This window comes from Marinobacter sp. CH_CUG1437-1 (genome assembly GCF_037029655.1).
Classification (GTDB): domain Bacteria; phylum Pseudomonadota; class Gammaproteobacteria; order Pseudomonadales; family Oleiphilaceae; genus Marinobacter; species Marinobacter salsuginis.
This window is the reverse complement of sequence record NZ_JAYMEW010000001.1, coordinates 382759-399489: the sequence shown is the minus strand read 5'-3', so window position 1 is coordinate 399489 and position 16731 is coordinate 382759. Positions and strand designations below refer to the sequence as shown.

Sequence of the window (16731 nt, the reverse complement as noted above, 5' to 3'; positions counted from 1 at the left end):
CGGTTTTGGGCCAGATGCGGTGGCGCGGTAATTGCTGAGCAGGGGGTATGAGGCTGGTTACAAGGACAACCGGCCTGAACCCGATTGTCGTAATTGAGGCGGTCTGCCTCCGGAGTCTGTCATGAACACCAAACGTGCCCCTGCCCCTAAATCGCCCTCGGCAGGTGACTACCTGATTGCCTCGAAAACCTGCGAGTTGATGAATCTCCAGTACTTCCTGCAGATGGGCAAACTGGTGCAGTGCATCAGCAATCTGGTGCATGCACTGCAGTGCGAGCGGGGTGCCTCTAACGTGTTTCTTGGTTCTTCCGGCGAAAAATTTGCCCAGGAGCGGAAACACCTGGTCGCGACGTCGGATCGGCTCCGTTCGGAGTTCGAGCAGGCCCTTGCCGAGATTCACGAGGAACTGACGGCGCATCCAGTCAGTAGTCGCCTGCTTAACCAGCTTGCGAGTGCCCTTCACGGCCTTGAGGGGCTGCCGGAACTTCGGAGGTGTGTGGTTGCCCGGAAAGTCACGGCGGCCTCTGCCACCGAGGATTACAGCACCCTGATCCACAATCTGATTGCGGTGGTCTTTGAAGCTGCGGATACCGCCGTCGATCCCACCATAGCCGGGCTCCTGGTAGCCATGGTGCACCTGATGAACGGCAAAGAGTTTTGTGGGCAGGAGCGGGCTGTCGGTTCGGCGGGATTCTCGAGTGGCAGGTTTGATCGTGCACTGTCAGAGCGCATGGCGCACCTGATTGAGGCGCAAGAGCGCTGTTTTGAGGTGTTTAACAGCTTTGCCGATGACGGTTCCCTGGATCTGTGGGAAAAACTGCGCGAAAACCCTCGTGAGGCGGAGATTGAAAGGCTTCGTCAGCGAGGCACTGCCATTGGACGTTATAAAGATCTGGATCCGGCCCTGGCCGATGAATGGTTCAGGCTAATGTCCGAGCGGATGGATGAACTCAAAACGATAGAGGATTCCGTAGAGGGCTGTTTTCACGCCCGCTGCACCGAGCGTTTTGCCGACGCCAGAAACTCGCTGGCCCACCAGGAAACCCTGGTTGCCTCCCTGGGCGCCCAGGAACCGTCGTCCCAACCCATGTTGGTGCTGTGCGATTCCGGAAACGACCAACAGGCCGGCGAATCCTGGGCCAGCGATGGTATCGGCCAGCAGTTTGGCCGTTCCATCTTCGACCTGGTTCAGGAGCAGACCCGGCGCCTGCAACAGATGACCGATGAGCTGCAAAGTGCCAGAGAAGCGCTGGAAGACCGCAAAACCCAGGAAAAAGCGGTGCTGCTGCTGATGGAGCATCGCAGGATCAGCAACGACGAAGCTCACCGGGTATTGCGAAAACTCGCCATGGACCAGGGCCGGAAATTGCCCGAGGTAGCCCGGGCCCTGGTATCCATGGCTGACGTGCTGAAGTGATGGAACAGTCCTAGGCCCTGGCAGCGCGGGCCTTCGGTTGTTTGTCGTCTGAGGCTTCCGGCCTTTCCGGACGGCGTGACGAGATGTGTTCCAGCTTGCGCTGTTTCTCGTAAAGGAAACGCAGTACCTCCTGCCGGTAATGAACGTACTCCGGGTTGTCCGCCAGAGTCACCCGGTTGCGCGGCCGGGGCAGATCAATGTAGAGATCCTCGCCCACGGTAGCCTCGGGCCCGTTGGTCATCATGATAATCCGGTCTGACAGCAATACCGCCTCGTCCACGTCGTGGGTGATCATGATGACGGTGTTGTTCAACTCCTGCTGAATCTCCATCAGTGAGTCCTGCAAGTGGGCCCGCGTCAGAGCATCCAGCGCGCCGAACGGCTCGTCCATCAGCAGCACACTGGGTTTCATGGCCAGCGCCCGGGCAATGCCCACCCGCTGGGCCATGCCACCGGATACCTCACCCGGTCGCTTGTCTGCCGCGTGGGCCATGTTCACCAGTTCCAGATTGTGATGAATCCAGTCACGCCGCTCCTGCTTGCCCATGGACTTGCGGAACACCTGCTGTACTGCCAGCTCAACGTTCTCGTACACCGTCAGCCAGGGCATCAGCGCATGGTTCTGAAACACCACTGCCCGTTCCGGCCCGGGCGAATTCACTTCATGGCCATCCAGTACACAGCCGCCCTTGGTGGCCTGAAGCAGTCCGGCGACAATGTTCAGCACCGTGGACTTACCACAACCGGAGTGGCCAATCAGGGATACGAATTCGCCTTTCCGGATTTTCAGATTGATGTTGTCCAGGGCGATAAATGCCCCCTTGGGTGTATCGAACGCCATTTCGACGCCGGTCAGCTCCAAATGTGCTTTGCTCATGTCACTCTCCCATCCAGATATTTATTCGTTCCAAGCAACTTTGCGTTGAATCAGGAGCATCACCCGGTCCAGCACAAACCCGATAAAACCGATGGCCAGGACCGCCACCATAATCCGACTCAGGGACTGGCTGCTGCCGTTCTGGAATTCATCCCACACGAACTTGCCCAACCCGGGACTCTGGGCCAGCATCTCGGCCGCGATCAGCACCATCCAGGCGATGCCAAGTGATACACGCAGACCGGTGAAAATCATCGGTACTGAAGACGGCAACACCACCTTGCGGACATGGGTCCAAAAGGACAGTCGCAGAACTCGGGACACGTTCAGCAGGTCCGGATTGACCGCAGCCACACCAACGCTGGTATTGATCAGCGTGGGCCAAAGGCTGCACAGGGTGACCGTAATCATGGAGGTCAGGAAGGACTTCTCGAACATCGGGTCATCGCTCACATAGGTTGCCGAGACCACCATGGTTACCAGAGGCAGCCAGGCCAGCGGCGAAACCGGTTTGAACACCTGGATCAGCGGGTTGACCGCCGCCTGGAAGTGGCGGTTCAGCCCCACCACGATGCCCAGGGGCACTGCGATGGCAGTGGCCACGATGAATCCGGCCAAAACCGTGATCAGGCTGGTTATGATCTGATCGGGGAAGGTTGGGGCGCCCGGGTAGCTTCGGATCTTGACCTCAGCTTCTGGATTGTCTGCCAGAATGCGGGCGTTCCGCTCTTCCTGCATGGCAATGAATTTGTCGGCCCGCTCGCGCTGGTTGACGTGCTCCTGCCAGAGTTGTCCCGATTGCTCCCAGACCTGTGCCGGGCCCGGAAAGCTGCCCAGGGAGGTGTCCACCTGGGGCGCGGCCATGTGCCAGAAACCGATAAACACCAGGATCCCTATCAATGGCAGCAGCATCTGGCGCCCGGTAGTGGCGAGCTGAGCGGGTTTCAGCGATGCACCGATGGACTTGAGTCTCTGGCCCAGCCAGCGCGGCGGCTGGGGTGTGTTTCTGGCCGAAGTGATCGTAGTCATGGTTAAAATCTCCTTGCTAACCCGCTTACGGGGTTTGCGAACCTTTCAGGCCGATGTCGAAACTGTCGATATAGGCGTTTGGTGTCCGGGGGGTGAAGGCGACACCGTCAATCAGCTCTCCCTGGTGCGGGCGCTGGAAGTTTTCGGTCTCGAAATCCGGGAAGTCCGATGCCTCCAAGGTGCCGTCTGCAATGAGTGAACGGGCCGCCTGCTCGTAGATGTCCGCCCGGTAAACCCGGGCTGCGGTTTCCATATACCAGTCGTCTGGCTTGGCCTCGGGTATCTGGCCCCAACGGCGCATCTGGGTGAGGTACCAGATGGCATCGGACGGATAGGGGTAGGTGGCGTGATACCGGAAGAAGACATTGAAGTCCGGAACCTCGCGAATGTCGCCTTTTTCATACTCGAAGGTGCCGGTCATGGAGTTGGCGATCACCGCCTCATCGGCACCCACGTAGCTGGGCCGGGCCAGGATTTTTACGGCCTCTTCCCGGTTGGCGTTGTTGTTCTCATCGAGCCAATGTGCCGCCCGAATCATGGCGCGCAAAAGTCGCAGGTGGGTGTTGGGGTAGTCTTCGGCCCACTGTCGGGTAACACCAAAGACCTTTTCCGGGTTATTCGGCCAGATTTCGTAATCGGTGATCACCGGCACGCCGATGCCCATGAAAACCGCTTGCTGGTTCCAGGGCTCACCCACGCAGTAGCCCTGGATAGTGCCCGCCTCCATGGTGGCGGGCATCTGCGGCGGCGGAGTTACTGAAAGGTGCACGTCGGCTTCCAGGGTGCCGCTGGTATCGCCTCGTTGGGGCGCGTAGTAGCCGGGATTCAGTCCACCGGCCGCCAGCCAGTAGCGAAGCTCGTAATTATGGGTGGACACGGGAAACACCATGCCCATCCGGACCCGTTCGCCCCGATCCCGGGCTGCTTCCACGACCGGCCGCAGCGCGCTGGCGCTAATGGGATGTTCAGGCTTGCCGTCGGCATTGTCGGGGATATGCTGGCTCATGGTGTCCCAGACATCGTTTGAAACCGTAATGCCATTGCCGTTCAGGTCCATGCTGAAGGCCGTGATGATATCGGCCCGGGTGCCGTAGCCGATGGAGGCGCCAAGAGGCTGGCCAGCGAGCATATGGGCGCCATCCAGTTCTCCGGTGATGACCCGGTCCAGCAGCACCTTCCAGTTCGCCTGCGCTTCAAGTTCCACGAAAAGGCCTTCGTCCATAAAGAAGCCCTGTTCCCAGGCAATTGCCAGGGGCGCCATATCGGTCAGTTTGATAAAACCGAGCTTGAGGTCCGGCTTCTCGGCTGGACCAATCTCCGCCTGAGTCACCGTGCTGACGGTCCAGAAAGTGGCTGTTAGCAGAATTCGAGTCAGCCAGCGGGTGGTTTGTCGTGTAACTGTGGACATGGATATTCCTCATTCTGTGTGGCCCAAACGCAAAAACGCCTGCCCTCCGTTGCCGGAAAGCAGGCGCCTGTGCCTGGGGATCAGTTTTCTGTTGAGTCGTAACGCGCGTCTCTGATTCAGGTCTTGCACGGGGCGTGCCAGATCGGAGTGGCACCTTAAATCAGTGAGTTAGAGGGGCGTTTTCGCTGAGCGGCGGGAATGGGCTGTGGTTACAAGTCTGGTTTTAGTGCGTGGGAGAGCGGATTTGCACCACTTTGATACCGGAGTTGTTGGTTGACCGGGAGCCTCTGTTACGTTGATGAGGGGGATGGAATCGTTGAGAGCCGCCTTATCCGGTATCTGACATCCGCTACCTTCCCCCGTGATCCGAATGGCCCTTTTATTGCAGTCGTAAATACGACTGTTCACGACAACTTAATTCCATTGGCAAAGAAGCCCGCCCCAGATGCGCTTTAAAGGCATCCGGATTGGCGGGCTTTTTTTATGAAACACGAGGAGATCCTGTGACCGGTATCAACCAGAGACCGGCGACGGTTAAAACCACCTGTCCATATTGTGGCGTGGGTTGTGGAGTGAATGCGGCGCCGTCTGCAACGCGTGGGGACGAGACTCATCCGGCGAACCTGGGCCGCCTGTGCGTGAAGGGCTCCGCATTGCACGAAACCCTGACCCCGGATCGACGACTATTGAGGCCCGTTGTTCATGGGCAAGAAAGGACCTGGCCGGAGGCCGTCGCGGAAGTGGCCCGGCAGATTCGTGAATCCGTGGCTCTTCATGGGCCCGGTTCAGTGGCCCTCTATCTTTCCGGTCAGTTATTGACGGAGGACTATTACGTGGCCAACAAACTGTCCAAGGGGTTTATCCGAACGCCAAACGTGGATACCAATTCCCGCCTGTGTATGTCGTCTGCTGTTGCTGCCCACAAACGGGCCTTTGGTGGGGATCTGGTTCCTGGCTGTTATGAAGACCTGGAGCTGGCCGACCTGTTGGTGCTGGCGGGCAGCAATGCCGCCTGGGCGCATCCGGTGCTTTATCAACGAATGCAGGCTTCCAAGCGACCCGGCCGCCGGGTCGTGGTGATTGATCCGCGCAAGACCGCGACCAGTGACCTGGCGGATCTCCACCTTGCTCTCCGTCCTGGGACAGATACCGTGCTGTTCAATGGTCTGCTGGTCTGGCTGGCGGATCACCACGCTCTCGATCAAGGTTACCTCGCGCACCACTGCGAGGGATTTGACGCCAGCCTCAGTGCTGCCAGATCTGCGGCCCCCTCGCCCGATGCGGTGTCCAGGGTCTGTGAACTGCCGGTCGAAGATGTCATCACCTTCTACCGATGGTTCGCAGAAGAGCAGCGCACGGTGACGGCGTTCTCCCAGGGCATCAACCAGTCTTCAGCCGGCACGGATAAAGGCAACGCCATTATCAACTGCCATCTGGCTACAGGCCGGGTGGGCAAACCAGGCGCCAGCCCCTTTTCCCTGACCGGCCAACCCAATGCCATGGGAGGCCGGGAAGTTGGCGGGCTGGCCAATACCCTTGCCGCCCATATGGACTACGACAGTCCGGGTGCACGGGACCGCGTGGCCCGGTTCTGGGAGACGGAGGCGGTCGCGGATGGGCCGGGCATGAAAGCCGTCGACCTGTTCGATGCGGTTGAGCGGGGTGACATCAAGGTGTTGTGGATCATGGCCACCAACCCTGCGGTCAGTTTGCCGGAGACCCATCGTATCCGGCGGGCCCTGGACCTGTGCCCCACTGTCATTGTGTCGGACTGCGTCAGGAATACGGACACCGCCAGCCATGCGGACATCCTGTTGCCGGCGGCGGGTTGGGGTGAGAAAGACGGCACGGTTACCAATTCCGAACGCTGCATTTCCCGTCAACGGCGCTTTCTGCCGCTGCCCGGAGAGGCCCGGCCGGACTGGTGGATAGTCAGTGCGGTGGCCCGCGCGCTGGGACACCAGGCGGGGTTTGACTATGAGCGTCCTGCGGACATTTTCCGGGAACATGCCCGGTTGTCGGGGTTCGAGAATGACGGTCAACGTTTTTTCAATATATCCGGGTTGGCGGATCTGACCGACGAACAATACGAGGCCATGGAGCCTGTGCAGTGGCCGGTTACCGGACCAACCTCCGATTCCAGGCGACTTTTCACTGACGGTCGGTTTGCTACCGCCACCGGTCGAGCCCGCCTGATCCCGATTGCCTCTCGATTACCGGCCGGAAATCCTGGTGAAGCGTTTCCGTTGATCGTGAATACGGGCCGTATCCGTGACCAGTGGCACACCATGACGCGAACAGCCCGGTCCAGCCGGTTGCTGGCCCACCGCCCCGAACCGTTCATTGAGGTGCATCCCGAGGATATTCGGGCGCTTTCCCTCACGCCCGGGGTATTGGCGACACTGAACAGTGCCCATGGGCACTTTATCGGCCGGGTGCGCAGTGCGCCGGAGCAGCGGCGTGGTGAGGTGTTTGTGCCGATCCACTGGAACGATCAGTTTACCGGGCAGGGTCTGGCTACAGCGCTTACTGACAGCCTGGTGGACCCGATATCCGGGCAACCGGAGGCCAAGTACGGTCGTGCTACCCTCACCCACTGGCCTGCCCGCTGGCATGGACGTTTGCTGGTGCGACGGGATCGTCCGAAACGCTGGAAGGCAGACTACTGGGCCAAACAGGTCCTGCCCGATTGCGATAGCTGGTTCGTTGCCGGGCAGTGCAGCATGGATTGGGAAAGTGCTGTGCCGGACTGGCTCGGCGGCCAGCCGCAGCTGGTGATGGAGGATGTCCGCGAAGGCCGCTTCCGGGCCGCGCGCTTGCGCAATGGCCAGTTGGAGGCTGTGCTCATGGTGGATCGTGACCCGGACGCTCTGCCATCGGTGGACTGGCTGGTCAGCTGCTTTAGCCAGCCAGAGCTTGACGAGGCGAGTAGGCGTGGCCTGCTGGCGGCAAAGGCCGTGGATGGGGATGATGCAGGCAACCTGGTTTGCAGCTGTTTCCAGGTCGGGGACCGACAGATTCAGCGGGCAATCGGGCGGGGAGCCAACAGCGTTGATGCTCTGGGTCGGGAGCTTCAGTGTGGCACCAACTGCGGTTCCTGTGTGCCAGAGATCCGGAGCCTCCTCGATTCGGCTACCGAGGCGGTGTAAGCGGGCTCAACATCTGCACGGGGACCCTGTAACGAACTCCTTTTGAGTGCCCGATACCGTCCACGGTACAGGTCTTGCGATTGACCCGGATAATCTGCCCGTGCAGTTCCCGCCGGCCGGTACCGAATCGTACGGTATCTCCCACCTGCCAGTGGGCCATCTGTTGCCTTGTGTCCACAGGTTCGAACGGCGTATCCGGTAGCGTCAGACCCTGTTCCCTTGCCCTTCCTGCCAGGGCCTTACGGGTAGTTTGCGCAGCCCCGCTCTCGTGCAGCTCATCAAGAATGGTGTAGAAATGGCGGTTGTGCACCGATCCCCGATACCGCTGACCGGCACTTTGCTGGAGGAGATGCGCAAACTCATGGCAGCAGGTGTGCGCCAGCAGATTCAGGGTGCTCAGTTCCCCACCAAAGTACCCACGTTTCCGGATCTCCCGACCCGACAACCAGCCGCTGGCCGTCTCCGGCTGGTGCTTGGCGGCAATCATGCGGGCGCCGTAGGTGATCACATGCTGTCGATCGCGAGAATCGTAACGGTGGTAGGTGGCCTGGCCTGACCCAACCCGGCAATGCAGGACGCTGCCCGGATTGCGTTCTTGGACCCACTGCTCCGCCGGTTGCCAGAGCCAGTCCCGGGTGACGGTGCACATGAGCTCACCAAGGCTGATGGCGGTCTGGGTTGGTAGGGGCGTTTTCTGCAAACTCGGGTACCTGGTTACTTCACGGATGCTTATGAACAGACAAGCTTAACGTTCGAATTTGGGGTTTGCTATGGTCTAGCTCGGCAATATTATGCGGTGGCACTGATTATCGACCTTGGGAAAGGTCAAGCTAAGTCGATACTTGAATGACATATTCCATTCAGACAAACTGTCACCATATATAAATAAGTGGTGACGATTTGTCTGGCTCCGACTCCGCCCGATCTTCGAGGTCAGAACTCCAAAGCCTGTTCCGAGAGCACGGCGGCCAGCTCCGCCTGAGCGAGGCGCTGGCTCGCGGCTATAGTCGTTACCAGTTCTACCAGCTCCGGGACGAAGGGCTGATCGAGCCGTTCAGCCGTGGCCTCTACCGGCTGGCGGATCTGCCCCAGGTCGAAAACCCGGATCTGATGGCCGCCGCCACGCGTTTCCCCCATTCTGTACTTTGCCTGATTTCCGCGCTGGACTGGCACGGCATCACCACCCAGATTCCTCACCAGGTACATCTGGCTGTGGAACGGGATGCCCGCCTGCCGGTGCTGGACTATCCGCCGGTGGCAGGATACCGGTTCTCCGGGCGGGCTTTCAGTGCAGGCATTGACCGTGTGGACGTGGATGGCATCGTCCTCAACGTCTACAACCCTGAGAAAACCCTGGCGGACTGTTTCAAGTTCCGCAATCGCATCGGCATAGATGTTGTGCTGGAGGCCCTGGAGCTTTATCGCACCCGTAAAACCTTCCTACCGGGTAGACTAATGGAATACGCCAGAATCTGCCGGGTCGCCAATGTGATGGCGCCCTATCTGGAAGCCAAACGAGAGATGCCGGCCAAGGTCTTGTAGTAGTCTCTTGTCGATTGAGTAAAAAAGGAATATTTTATACTCATGGACGTGTTTGAATTTGACGGAACCAAAAGCCAGGCCAACCTGGACAAGCACGGTATTGATTTCGTGGATGCCCAGCAGCTGTGGAAAGACCCGTATTTGCTGGAAGTAAAGGCAAAGTGCGTGGATGAGCCCCGATATCTGCTAATTGGCAAGATTGGGGACAAGCACTGGTCGGCCGTTGTGACTTACCGGGCGGGGCGTACTCGCCTGATTTCGGTCAGGCGTTCCCGCAAGAAAGAGGTTGAGCTTTATGAAAGCTAAAGATTTTGACAAGAAGTTTGATGAGGGCCAGGAAGATATTGTCGGGGATCTTGATCTGTCTTCTGCAAGGCGGGTGAATCAGGAACAAAAGCGAATCAATGTTGATTTTCCGGCCTGGGTCGTGGAGTCTCTGGACCGTGAGGCAGCACGTATTGGCGTTACCCGCCAATCGATTATCAAGGTCTGGCTGGTGGAGCGTTTACAGGCTGAGGCGGCTAATAAGCCGCTCAATTAAGACAATGCCAGTGGTGTTAACTAGCGGCAAATATTATTGGTGCCTCTCGTGAACCGTCAGTGTGGATAAAACTTCGTAGAAAACGTCATCATCGGTGCTAATCGTAATCCATGATGACGGGTGGCTCGACGTGGCGATAAACGCAGTGGTGTAGCCGTTTACAGTCGCAGAGAACCCATAGACTCCTTCGCCCAAATCCAGTTCTGTCACGTCACCAAAGGATTTCTGTGCTTCGCTGAAACCCTTTCTGACCTCCTCTAATGCCGTTGAAAACTCGGCGTTGGTTTCCATCGTCGCTACAGAGCCCACTAATTCCGAGCCGCGCCAAATCTGTGTTTCAGAAGGTTGGATATCGACAGTATCGAATTGTCTGCTATTGAACTCGAACGCAATACCATTGGAAGTGCGAAACTCGGTGGCTTGTTGATGAAGAGAAGCACAACCCGAGATCAGGCTGATCAAAAAAATCCCGCAAGCGATGAGCGCTTTCTTTGACTCGATGCCAAAGCAGTTCATAGGGCCGTCCCTGCTCTTCGTTCCTTGAAGCTCCAAAGCTGGTGCTCCGAGAACCCTCTGGTCTCCGGAGCACCTATTCCGCTCACTGCGAATACACTTACGCCTCGATTGGCGAACGCCAGTCATCAGCACCGGAAGTACCGGCAACGGCGTGCTCCCAGGTTACCTTGCGGTAGGACAGGGAAACGGTCACCAGCTGGGTGAAGTCGGCGTTGCCGGCATCCTGGCAGTGGGGCATGTTGCAGTTGATGTCGATGATGGTGGCATCTTCGAGGATGGTGGAGAAGAAGTGCTCCTGCTTGCCCTCAACGGAGGTGCGGTACCATTTCAGCTCGACCTTGGGCAGCATCTCGCCGGAGGCGAGGGCGTTGTACATCAGCGGGGTGGCCTTGTTCAGGGCGGAGGTGAACTTGAACGGCTTGTGCACGCGCTGACCGGATGGCTGACCGGACTGGGGATCGGTCGGTACGGTAACAACGTGGCTGAATTCCTGCACCAGCACTTCGTCTTCGTGGCCTTCCACGTAGATGTTACCGACAGAATCGGACGTGAATGCGCCGGCGGTGATGTTGCCCTGGTTCTGGCCTTCGATGCTGATATAACAAGGAGTTGGCATAGTCTGCTCCATGACTTGTGAATGAATAGTGTCCCCGGGTGTTCCCTGGACGCGGACTTTCATTACAAAGCCTGTGCCAGAAGAGGAAATAGTTTTTAAAACAGTGGGTTATCTTTTTTCTCGGAGATGTCCCCGGCGGGCCAGGCAACCGCGCGCCCGAACGCCGGGCGAAGGATTGCTGGTGGGGCAAAAACTTGCTCGGGCAATACCCGCTTCAGCCCAGGCCGAGGGCTGCCAGCAACGCCAGGAGCAATAACGCGGATACACCCTGCCAGAAGGCCACGGGATTGCGCTCCATTAACGGCGGCCGATGACGCTTGTGCCAGTCGACGGATGGGTGTCGCAGGTTGTACAGGTATTCCGAGAGCGCCGGGTAACGTCTGTGGGCCTGAGGGTGAACCGCTTTTTCAATTGTATCGTCGACCCAGGCGGGAAGATTCTCACGTAAGTGTCTCGCGGGCCGGTAGTTCAGCCCGCGAAGCTGGTTCCGGCTATGGATTTTCGGTACTTCCGCGCCATAGGGAAGCTGGCCGGTGAGCAACTGGTAGGTAATCACGCCCAGGGAGAACTGGTCTGATAGCCAGCTGCCGGGCTCGCCGAGAAAGGTCTCAGGGGCACTGTAAAGGGCGGCCCCCCGAGGAACCGCCTGTTCGCCGATCTCAGAGTCCTCAAGGCCGGCGACCCGGGTGGCACCGAAATCAATCAGCGTGACAGTGCCATGGGGATCCACCAGCACGTTTTCCGGCTTCAGGTCCTGGTGCACCATTTCAAGCCGGTGGAATGCCCTCAAGCCTTTACCAATCTGCTCAACGAGATCACGCACGGTATCAAGTGTCGGAGCCGGGTTGTCCAGCATCCATTGCCGCAAGGTACAGCCTTCCACGAACTCTGTGGCCTGGTAGAGAAAGCTGGGTCGTTGGCTGGACTGGAACGGTCTTGCGACATGAGCGCTGCTGATTCGCCTGGCAATCCACTGCTCGGTGGAAAACTGTTCCAGGTAGACCGGATCGTGTCTCTGTTCCAGTGAGGGCATCTTCAGCACCACCCGGGTATCGGTTTCCTCATCCACCGCCAGGTAGACATGGCTGCGGCTGCTGGCGTGAATCTGTCTCAGAATCCGGTAACCGTCCAGATGTTGGCCCGGCTGAAGTTCCGGCGCAAAGGGCAGCTGGGCCAGCTGGTGAAACAGCTCGCTGCTTTCCGGAACCGCGGGAACCGAGTTCACCCGGATGATCTGGGCGGTCAGGTTGTCATCACTGCCCTGTTCGAGGGCCTGGGCTGCCAACCGGCGGGCGGCAGCGTCCAGATCATCGCCAGATTCCCGGATGATACCGGCCATGGTTCGCTCATCCAGGTGCTCATGGATGCCGTCGGTCGTCAGCAAAAAGGTATCGCCGGGCTGGACCGGCAGGCTTCGATAATCGATATCCAGTTGATGGCCAATGCCCATGGCCCGGGTCAGGCAGCTCTCTTCCGGGGAGAGCCAGAGCCGGTGATCGGTGCTGAGCCGTTCAAGCTGGTCGTGGTGAACCCGGTAGATGCGGGTGTCGCCGATATGAAACAGATGTGCGGTGGCGGACCTGAGCACCATCACGCTCAGGGTACAGACATAGCCTCGGTCGCGGTCATAGCGGTATTGGCTTTGCCGGGTCTGGGCATGAAGCCAGGCATTGGTTGCGAGCAGCACCCGTTGGGCGGACTGTTTCACCGACCAGCTTTCCGGAGTGGAAAAGTAGTCGCTGAGGAAACCCGCGACGGCGGACTCGCTGGCAATCTGGCTGACATTGCTGGAGCTGATGCCGTCGGCGATGGCAACGGCGATGCCTTTGGTGATCAGTTGGTGGCCCTTTGGCACCAGTAAACCGTGGAAGTCCTGGTTGACTGGTTTGACGCCAGCGTCGGAGTACTGGCCGGCGGAAATGGAAAGGGAGCTGGTCATTGGGAAACGGCATTTCCTTGATCAAGGAAAGCGCAACTCCGGCGAGTGCGGCAGCCGGAGTTGCAGGACGCCCAGACTCAGTTGGTGCGGGCCAGGGCAGCGTCGTTGTACGCTGCCGCAACCTTGCGCTTGGGCGCAGTGCGCACATGGGTGGTGTAGAGGGTCAGGCCGGTAAAGGCGAGGCCGCCCACCAGGTTACCAAGAACGGTGGGAATCTCGTTCCACCACAGGTAGTCCATCACCGAGAACTCGCCGCCCATGATGATGGCAGACGGGAACAGGAACATGTTCACGATGGAGTGCTCGAAACCCATGAAGAAGAACAGCATGATGGGCATCCACATAGCCAGTACCTTGCCACTGACGCTGGTGGAAATCATGGCGCCAACCACGCCCATGGAGACCATCCAGTTGCACAGCATGCCGCGAATGAAAATGGTGGCCCAGCCGGCAGCACCGAACTCCGCGTAGCCAAGCGTGCGCGCTTCACCAACACTGGCGATCTTCGCGCCAACGGCACCGGGATCGGTATTGAAACCGTAGGTGAAGATAAACGCCATCATGAAGGCGACGGTCAGTGCGCCGCCCAGGTTGCCAAGGAATACCCAACCCCAGTTGCGCAGTATGGCTGCCGGGGTCACTCCGGGGCGTTTATCAAGCAATGCAAGGGGCGTGAGCATGAACACGCCGGTCAGCAGGTCGAAGCCCATCAGGTAAAGCATGCAAAAGCCGATCGGGAACAGGATGGCGCCGATCAGGAACACGCCGGTCTCGACCGCTACGGTAATGGCAAACGCGGCAGCCAGCGCCAGAATGGCGCCCGCCATAAAGGCCCGAATCAGTGTGTCCCGCGTTGACATGTAGATCTTGGATTCGCCGGCGTCGACCATTTTGGTGACGAACTCCGAAGGCACGATGTAAGACATAATGTTTCCCCTGACTTCTCTCGGATGGCCGGACTTTTCAAGCGGCCAAAAAAAACGGCGGTACCCGGTGCCTGCAATTTGCAGGTGCGAGTAGACGCCGTCGTCTGAATGAATCTGTCGCTGTGAGCAGAACCGACATTGGTTCCGCTAACCGAGTGGGTGCAGAGACTGTGCCAGCTTGGCGGTCTGCCGGGGAAAACGGATATAAATCAAAAGAGTAACGTTCTGAGAGGGATGTCGCGCGAAGCGGGTGAAGACGCGATTGCTGATCCGACGCACCCGATCGGTGCGTGAATGGTTAAGGCTGCTGCAACCTGGCGCAGCCATGGCGAGGCTCAGCGAAGGCTGAAGCGCACTGGCAAGGCGTAGCGGAATTTTTGTCCGGCAATCTCGTCGGGTACCTCAGGCAGAGGTGCTGCCTGCTCCAGCATGGCCAGTGCCGACTCGTCCAGAAGCTGGTGTCCGGAGCTGGTTCTCAGGCTGTGGGCGATCAGCGAGCCATCCCTCTGGAATTCGAACACAATGACAGGAGTGCCTTCCTGACCCAGGCGCCTTGCCCGTCGGGGGTATTCATAATACCGGGCAAGGTGGCGGCTGAGTCTGGACAGGTAATTGTCCACTTCTGATTTGACGCCAGCGTTCTGCAATGGAACGGTCGCCTGCGATTGTTGCTCCGTTGCGGTTTCTGCCGGCTCACCGCTCGGTGCTTGCGCTTCGGCGGTCTCTGGCTCGGGCGTGGGTTCCGCTACCGGCTGAGGTTCCGGCGCTGGTTCAGGTTCAGGTTCTGGCTCTGGCTCTGGCTCCAGCTCTGGTTTTGGTTCTGGTTCTGGTTCTGGTTCTGGTACTGGTTTGGGTTCCGGTTGGGGTTCGGGTTCTGCCTTTGGCGCAGCCTCGGGTTTCGGCGCGGTTTCACCGGCCAGCTTTATGCGAATAGCGGGCGCCGTATTGACCGCGGATTCGCCCAAAGTGTTGAGCTCCACCGTCTTTTCGGGAGACGCGAACACCAGGGCGACAAGAGTGATCATGAATGCCAGCAGCAAGAGTGCCCACCGGAAGGGCGGTTGTTGCGGCATCATTGGCCAGGCTCCGTCAACAACAGAATATCCTTGTATCCGGCTTCCTCAAGCAACCGGAACAGTGTCTCCAGGTCCGCCATGGTGATTCGTTCTGCAGCGGCGATTTTCAGGGGCTGCTCTTCGCCAGGTTCTGGCAGTCTGGCAACCAGGGAGTCCCTGTCGAGTAGCTCGCCGTTCACTTTCCACTCGCCCTCGGCACTGACAATCATGTCCGCGTGCGGCGACTGCCGGTCCTCCGCCTGCTGCGTGGCAGGCAATTCCGGAAGTGGGTCATCGGTCAGTTGGCCGGCAACAATGAAAAACATGAGCAGCAGAAACACAAGGTTGATCAACGGCAGAAGTGCATCTTCCACACGTTCCATCAAGGTTTTGCCGGAGGTAAACGGAGGTGGAACCAGATCGCTCATGGTGTTGTTGCGTTCGTCCGCTTCCAGTGGCTGTCGATACCCTGGTCAACCAGGCTGCTGAGCGCCCGGGTGAAGGCTCCCAGCGGTGTGTCGCCGGTTGTTGCGAGGTTTACTTCGGTAATACCGGCGTTGCCCAGCTCGGTCATGAGCTGGTCGAGGGCCATGGCCTGTCCCTGCCACTGCACCTTGCCATTGGCAGTCACTGTCAGCTCGGGCAGCGGCTCGCCAGTGATCGGGCTGCGGTTCGAGGTGTTGTTGGCCAGCTCCAGGTAATCCACGGGCAGTAGCCGGGTGGTCAGCATAAAGAACACCAGAAGTATGAACACCACATCAATCAGAGGCGTAATCCGGATCGGAATCGGACGACTTGGTCTCGGTTCAACCAGTTGCATGGGCGAATCGCTGACCCCGGACGGTTGAATAGCGATCAGGCTCCTCGCTGGCTGTCTCTGTATCAAGCTGTTGCGCCGGAGACTGGTACGACGTGTCTGCGGCCTCCAGAGTCTGCTCCGGCACGATATGCAGAACTGAAACCAGGGTGCTGTTGATGGTCTTGTGGATGCGGCGCAGACGGAACTCGATCCAGGCAGCCAGGGCGGCAAAGGGTATGGCGACAACCAGGCCCGCCGCCGTAGTGGTCAGCGCCTCATAGATGCCGCCACTGAGTTGAGTGGCGTTGGCCCGGCCTTCGGTAGCCGCCATGGCGCTGAAAGCTTCCATCATGCCGAGCACGGTTCCCAGCAGACCGAGCAGTGGCGCCAGGGCTGCGATGACTTCAATAATCTTGAGGGGTGCCTCGAACGGCTCGAGAGAATGTTGCGCATCCCGCGCGGCGGTTTCCCGAATCTGGCGATCATCCTGGCCGTTCTGAATGGCCTCAATCGTATCGGTGATGAGCCGCTGCAGCGGATTCATCTGCCGCCATCGTCCGGCCTGATGTCGAATCTCGGGCGGTCGGACTGACGCCGGATCCCTCTGCCAGTTCATTACGGTTTGTTTAAGCCGGCCAGACAAACGCGGTGCATAGAGGGCCCCGAGAAGCATCAGATACACGAAGGTAACGAAGCCAATGACGGCAAGCACCACCAGAACAATCATGACAGGGCCACCCATATCAATAAGTTGGGTGATCGGGCCGGCATTCAGGGGCAAAGCGAAGTCCGTCATGCGAAGAGTTCTCAATGTGCAAAAATGGAACTAAATAATAACGATTATCATTGAATTTGCAAGCATGTAACCTGACTTCGCAAAGCCCTCTGTTAGACTTGAGTTAAATGTAAGAGACGCA

17 protein-coding genes are annotated in these 16731 nt (G+C 58.7%); 5 read left to right on the top strand and 12 right to left on the bottom strand.

Going from position 1 to position 16731, the window contains the following annotated elements:
- The first annotated feature begins 121 nt into the window (after positions 1–121).
- A complete protein-coding gene (locus WA411_RS01860; RefSeq protein WP_291905227.1) occupies positions 122–1417 on the top strand; it encodes a nitrate- and nitrite sensing domain-containing protein in 1296 nt (431 codons plus the stop codon).
- Positions 1418–1427: 10 nt separating this feature from the next.
- On the opposite strand, the gene WA411_RS01855 is transcribed toward WA411_RS01860, so the two are convergent.
- From WA411_RS01855 to WA411_RS01845, 3 genes are read right to left on the bottom strand one after another with little or no spacing between them, the layout of a single operon-like run.
- Positions 1428–2294, bottom strand: a complete 867-nt coding sequence (locus WA411_RS01855) for an ABC transporter ATP-binding protein (protein ID WP_291905230.1) — start codon at positions 2292–2294, stop codon at positions 1428–1430.
- 21 nt (positions 2295–2315) lie between these two features.
- Positions 2316–3323 (bottom strand): ABC transporter permease, encoded by a 1008-nt coding sequence (locus tag WA411_RS01850; protein ID WP_136630417.1) that lies wholly within the window; start codon positions 3321–3323, stop codon positions 2316–2318.
- A 25-nt stretch (positions 3324–3348) separates the two neighbouring features.
- The gene (locus tag WA411_RS01845) at positions 3349–4731 is read right to left on the bottom strand and encodes a CmpA/NrtA family ABC transporter substrate-binding protein (protein WP_291905233.1); all 1383 of its coding nucleotides are present in this window, start codon (positions 4729–4731) and stop codon (positions 3349–3351) included.
- A 503-nt stretch (positions 4732–5234) separates the two neighbouring features.
- Between WA411_RS01845 and WA411_RS01840 the strand changes: the two genes are divergently transcribed.
- Entirely contained in the window at positions 5235–7880 is a 2646-nt protein-coding gene (locus WA411_RS01840) for a nitrate reductase (RefSeq protein WP_291905236.1), read from the top strand.
- On the opposite strand, the gene WA411_RS01835 is transcribed toward WA411_RS01840, so the two are convergent.
- Positions 7864–8529 (bottom strand): hypothetical protein, encoded by a 666-nt coding sequence (locus WA411_RS01835; RefSeq protein ID WP_291905813.1) that lies wholly within the window; start codon positions 8527–8529, stop codon positions 7864–7866. The genes WA411_RS01840 and WA411_RS01835 overlap by 17 nt on opposite strands.
- Positions 8530–8780: 251 nt before the next feature.
- Between WA411_RS01835 and WA411_RS01830 the strand changes: the two genes are divergently transcribed.
- The 3 genes from WA411_RS01830 to brnA are packed head-to-tail and all read left to right on the top strand — an operon-like array spanning position 8781 to position 9963.
- Complete coding sequence (locus tag WA411_RS01830) at positions 8781–9422, top strand: type IV toxin-antitoxin system AbiEi family antitoxin domain-containing protein (RefSeq protein ID WP_291905238.1); 642 nt, start codon at positions 8781–8783, stop codon at positions 9420–9422.
- Between the two features lie 42 nt (positions 9423–9464).
- On the top strand, positions 9465–9728 hold the full coding sequence (locus tag WA411_RS01825) for a BrnT family toxin (protein ID WP_069182562.1): 264 nt from the start codon (positions 9465–9467) through the stop codon (positions 9726–9728).
- Entirely contained in the window at positions 9718–9963 is a 246-nt protein-coding gene (brnA, locus tag WA411_RS01820; RefSeq protein WP_136630415.1) for a type II toxin-antitoxin system BrnA family antitoxin, read from the top strand. The genes WA411_RS01825 and brnA overlap by 11 nt, the downstream gene beginning before the upstream one ends.
- A 33-nt stretch (positions 9964–9996) precedes the next feature.
- On the opposite strand, the gene WA411_RS01815 is transcribed toward brnA, so the two are convergent.
- The 8 genes from WA411_RS01815 to WA411_RS01780 all read right to left on the bottom strand — a co-directional run bounded on the left by WA411_RS01815 (position 9997) and on the right by WA411_RS01780 (position 16610).
- Entirely contained in the window at positions 9997–10479 is a 483-nt protein-coding gene (locus WA411_RS01815; RefSeq protein WP_291905244.1) for a hypothetical protein, read from the bottom strand.
- A gap of 97 nt (positions 10480–10576) precedes the next feature.
- Positions 10577–11095, bottom strand: coding sequence for an Hcp family type VI secretion system effector (locus WA411_RS01810; RefSeq protein ID WP_291905246.1), 519 nt, complete (start codon positions 11093–11095; stop codon positions 10577–10579).
- Positions 11096–11309: 214 nt separating this feature from the next.
- Entirely contained in the window at positions 11310–13034 is a 1725-nt protein-coding gene (locus WA411_RS01805; RefSeq protein ID WP_291905249.1) for a bifunctional protein-serine/threonine kinase/phosphatase, read from the bottom strand.
- Between the two features lie 77 nt (positions 13035–13111).
- Positions 13112–13960 (bottom strand): formate/nitrite transporter family protein, encoded by an 849-nt coding sequence (locus WA411_RS01800; RefSeq protein ID WP_069182566.1) that lies wholly within the window; start codon positions 13958–13960, stop codon positions 13112–13114.
- A gap of 335 nt (positions 13961–14295) precedes the next feature.
- Positions 14296–15036 (bottom strand): energy transducer TonB, encoded by a 741-nt coding sequence (locus tag WA411_RS01795; RefSeq protein ID WP_291905254.1) that lies wholly within the window; start codon positions 15034–15036, stop codon positions 14296–14298.
- Positions 15033–15443, bottom strand: coding sequence for an ExbD/TolR family protein (locus tag WA411_RS01790; RefSeq protein WP_008176968.1), 411 nt, complete (start codon positions 15441–15443; stop codon positions 15033–15035). The genes WA411_RS01795 and WA411_RS01790 overlap by 4 nt, the downstream gene beginning before the upstream one ends.
- A complete protein-coding gene (locus WA411_RS01785) occupies positions 15440–15835 on the bottom strand; it encodes an ExbD/TolR family protein (protein WP_291905258.1) in 396 nt (131 codons plus the stop codon). The genes WA411_RS01790 and WA411_RS01785 overlap by 4 nt, the downstream gene beginning before the upstream one ends.
- Positions 15822–16610, bottom strand: coding sequence for a MotA/TolQ/ExbB proton channel family protein (locus WA411_RS01780; RefSeq protein ID WP_291905261.1), 789 nt, complete (start codon positions 16608–16610; stop codon positions 15822–15824). Before WA411_RS01780 ends, WA411_RS01785 begins: the two co-directional genes overlap by 14 nt.
- Positions 16611–16731: the final 121 nt, after the last annotated feature.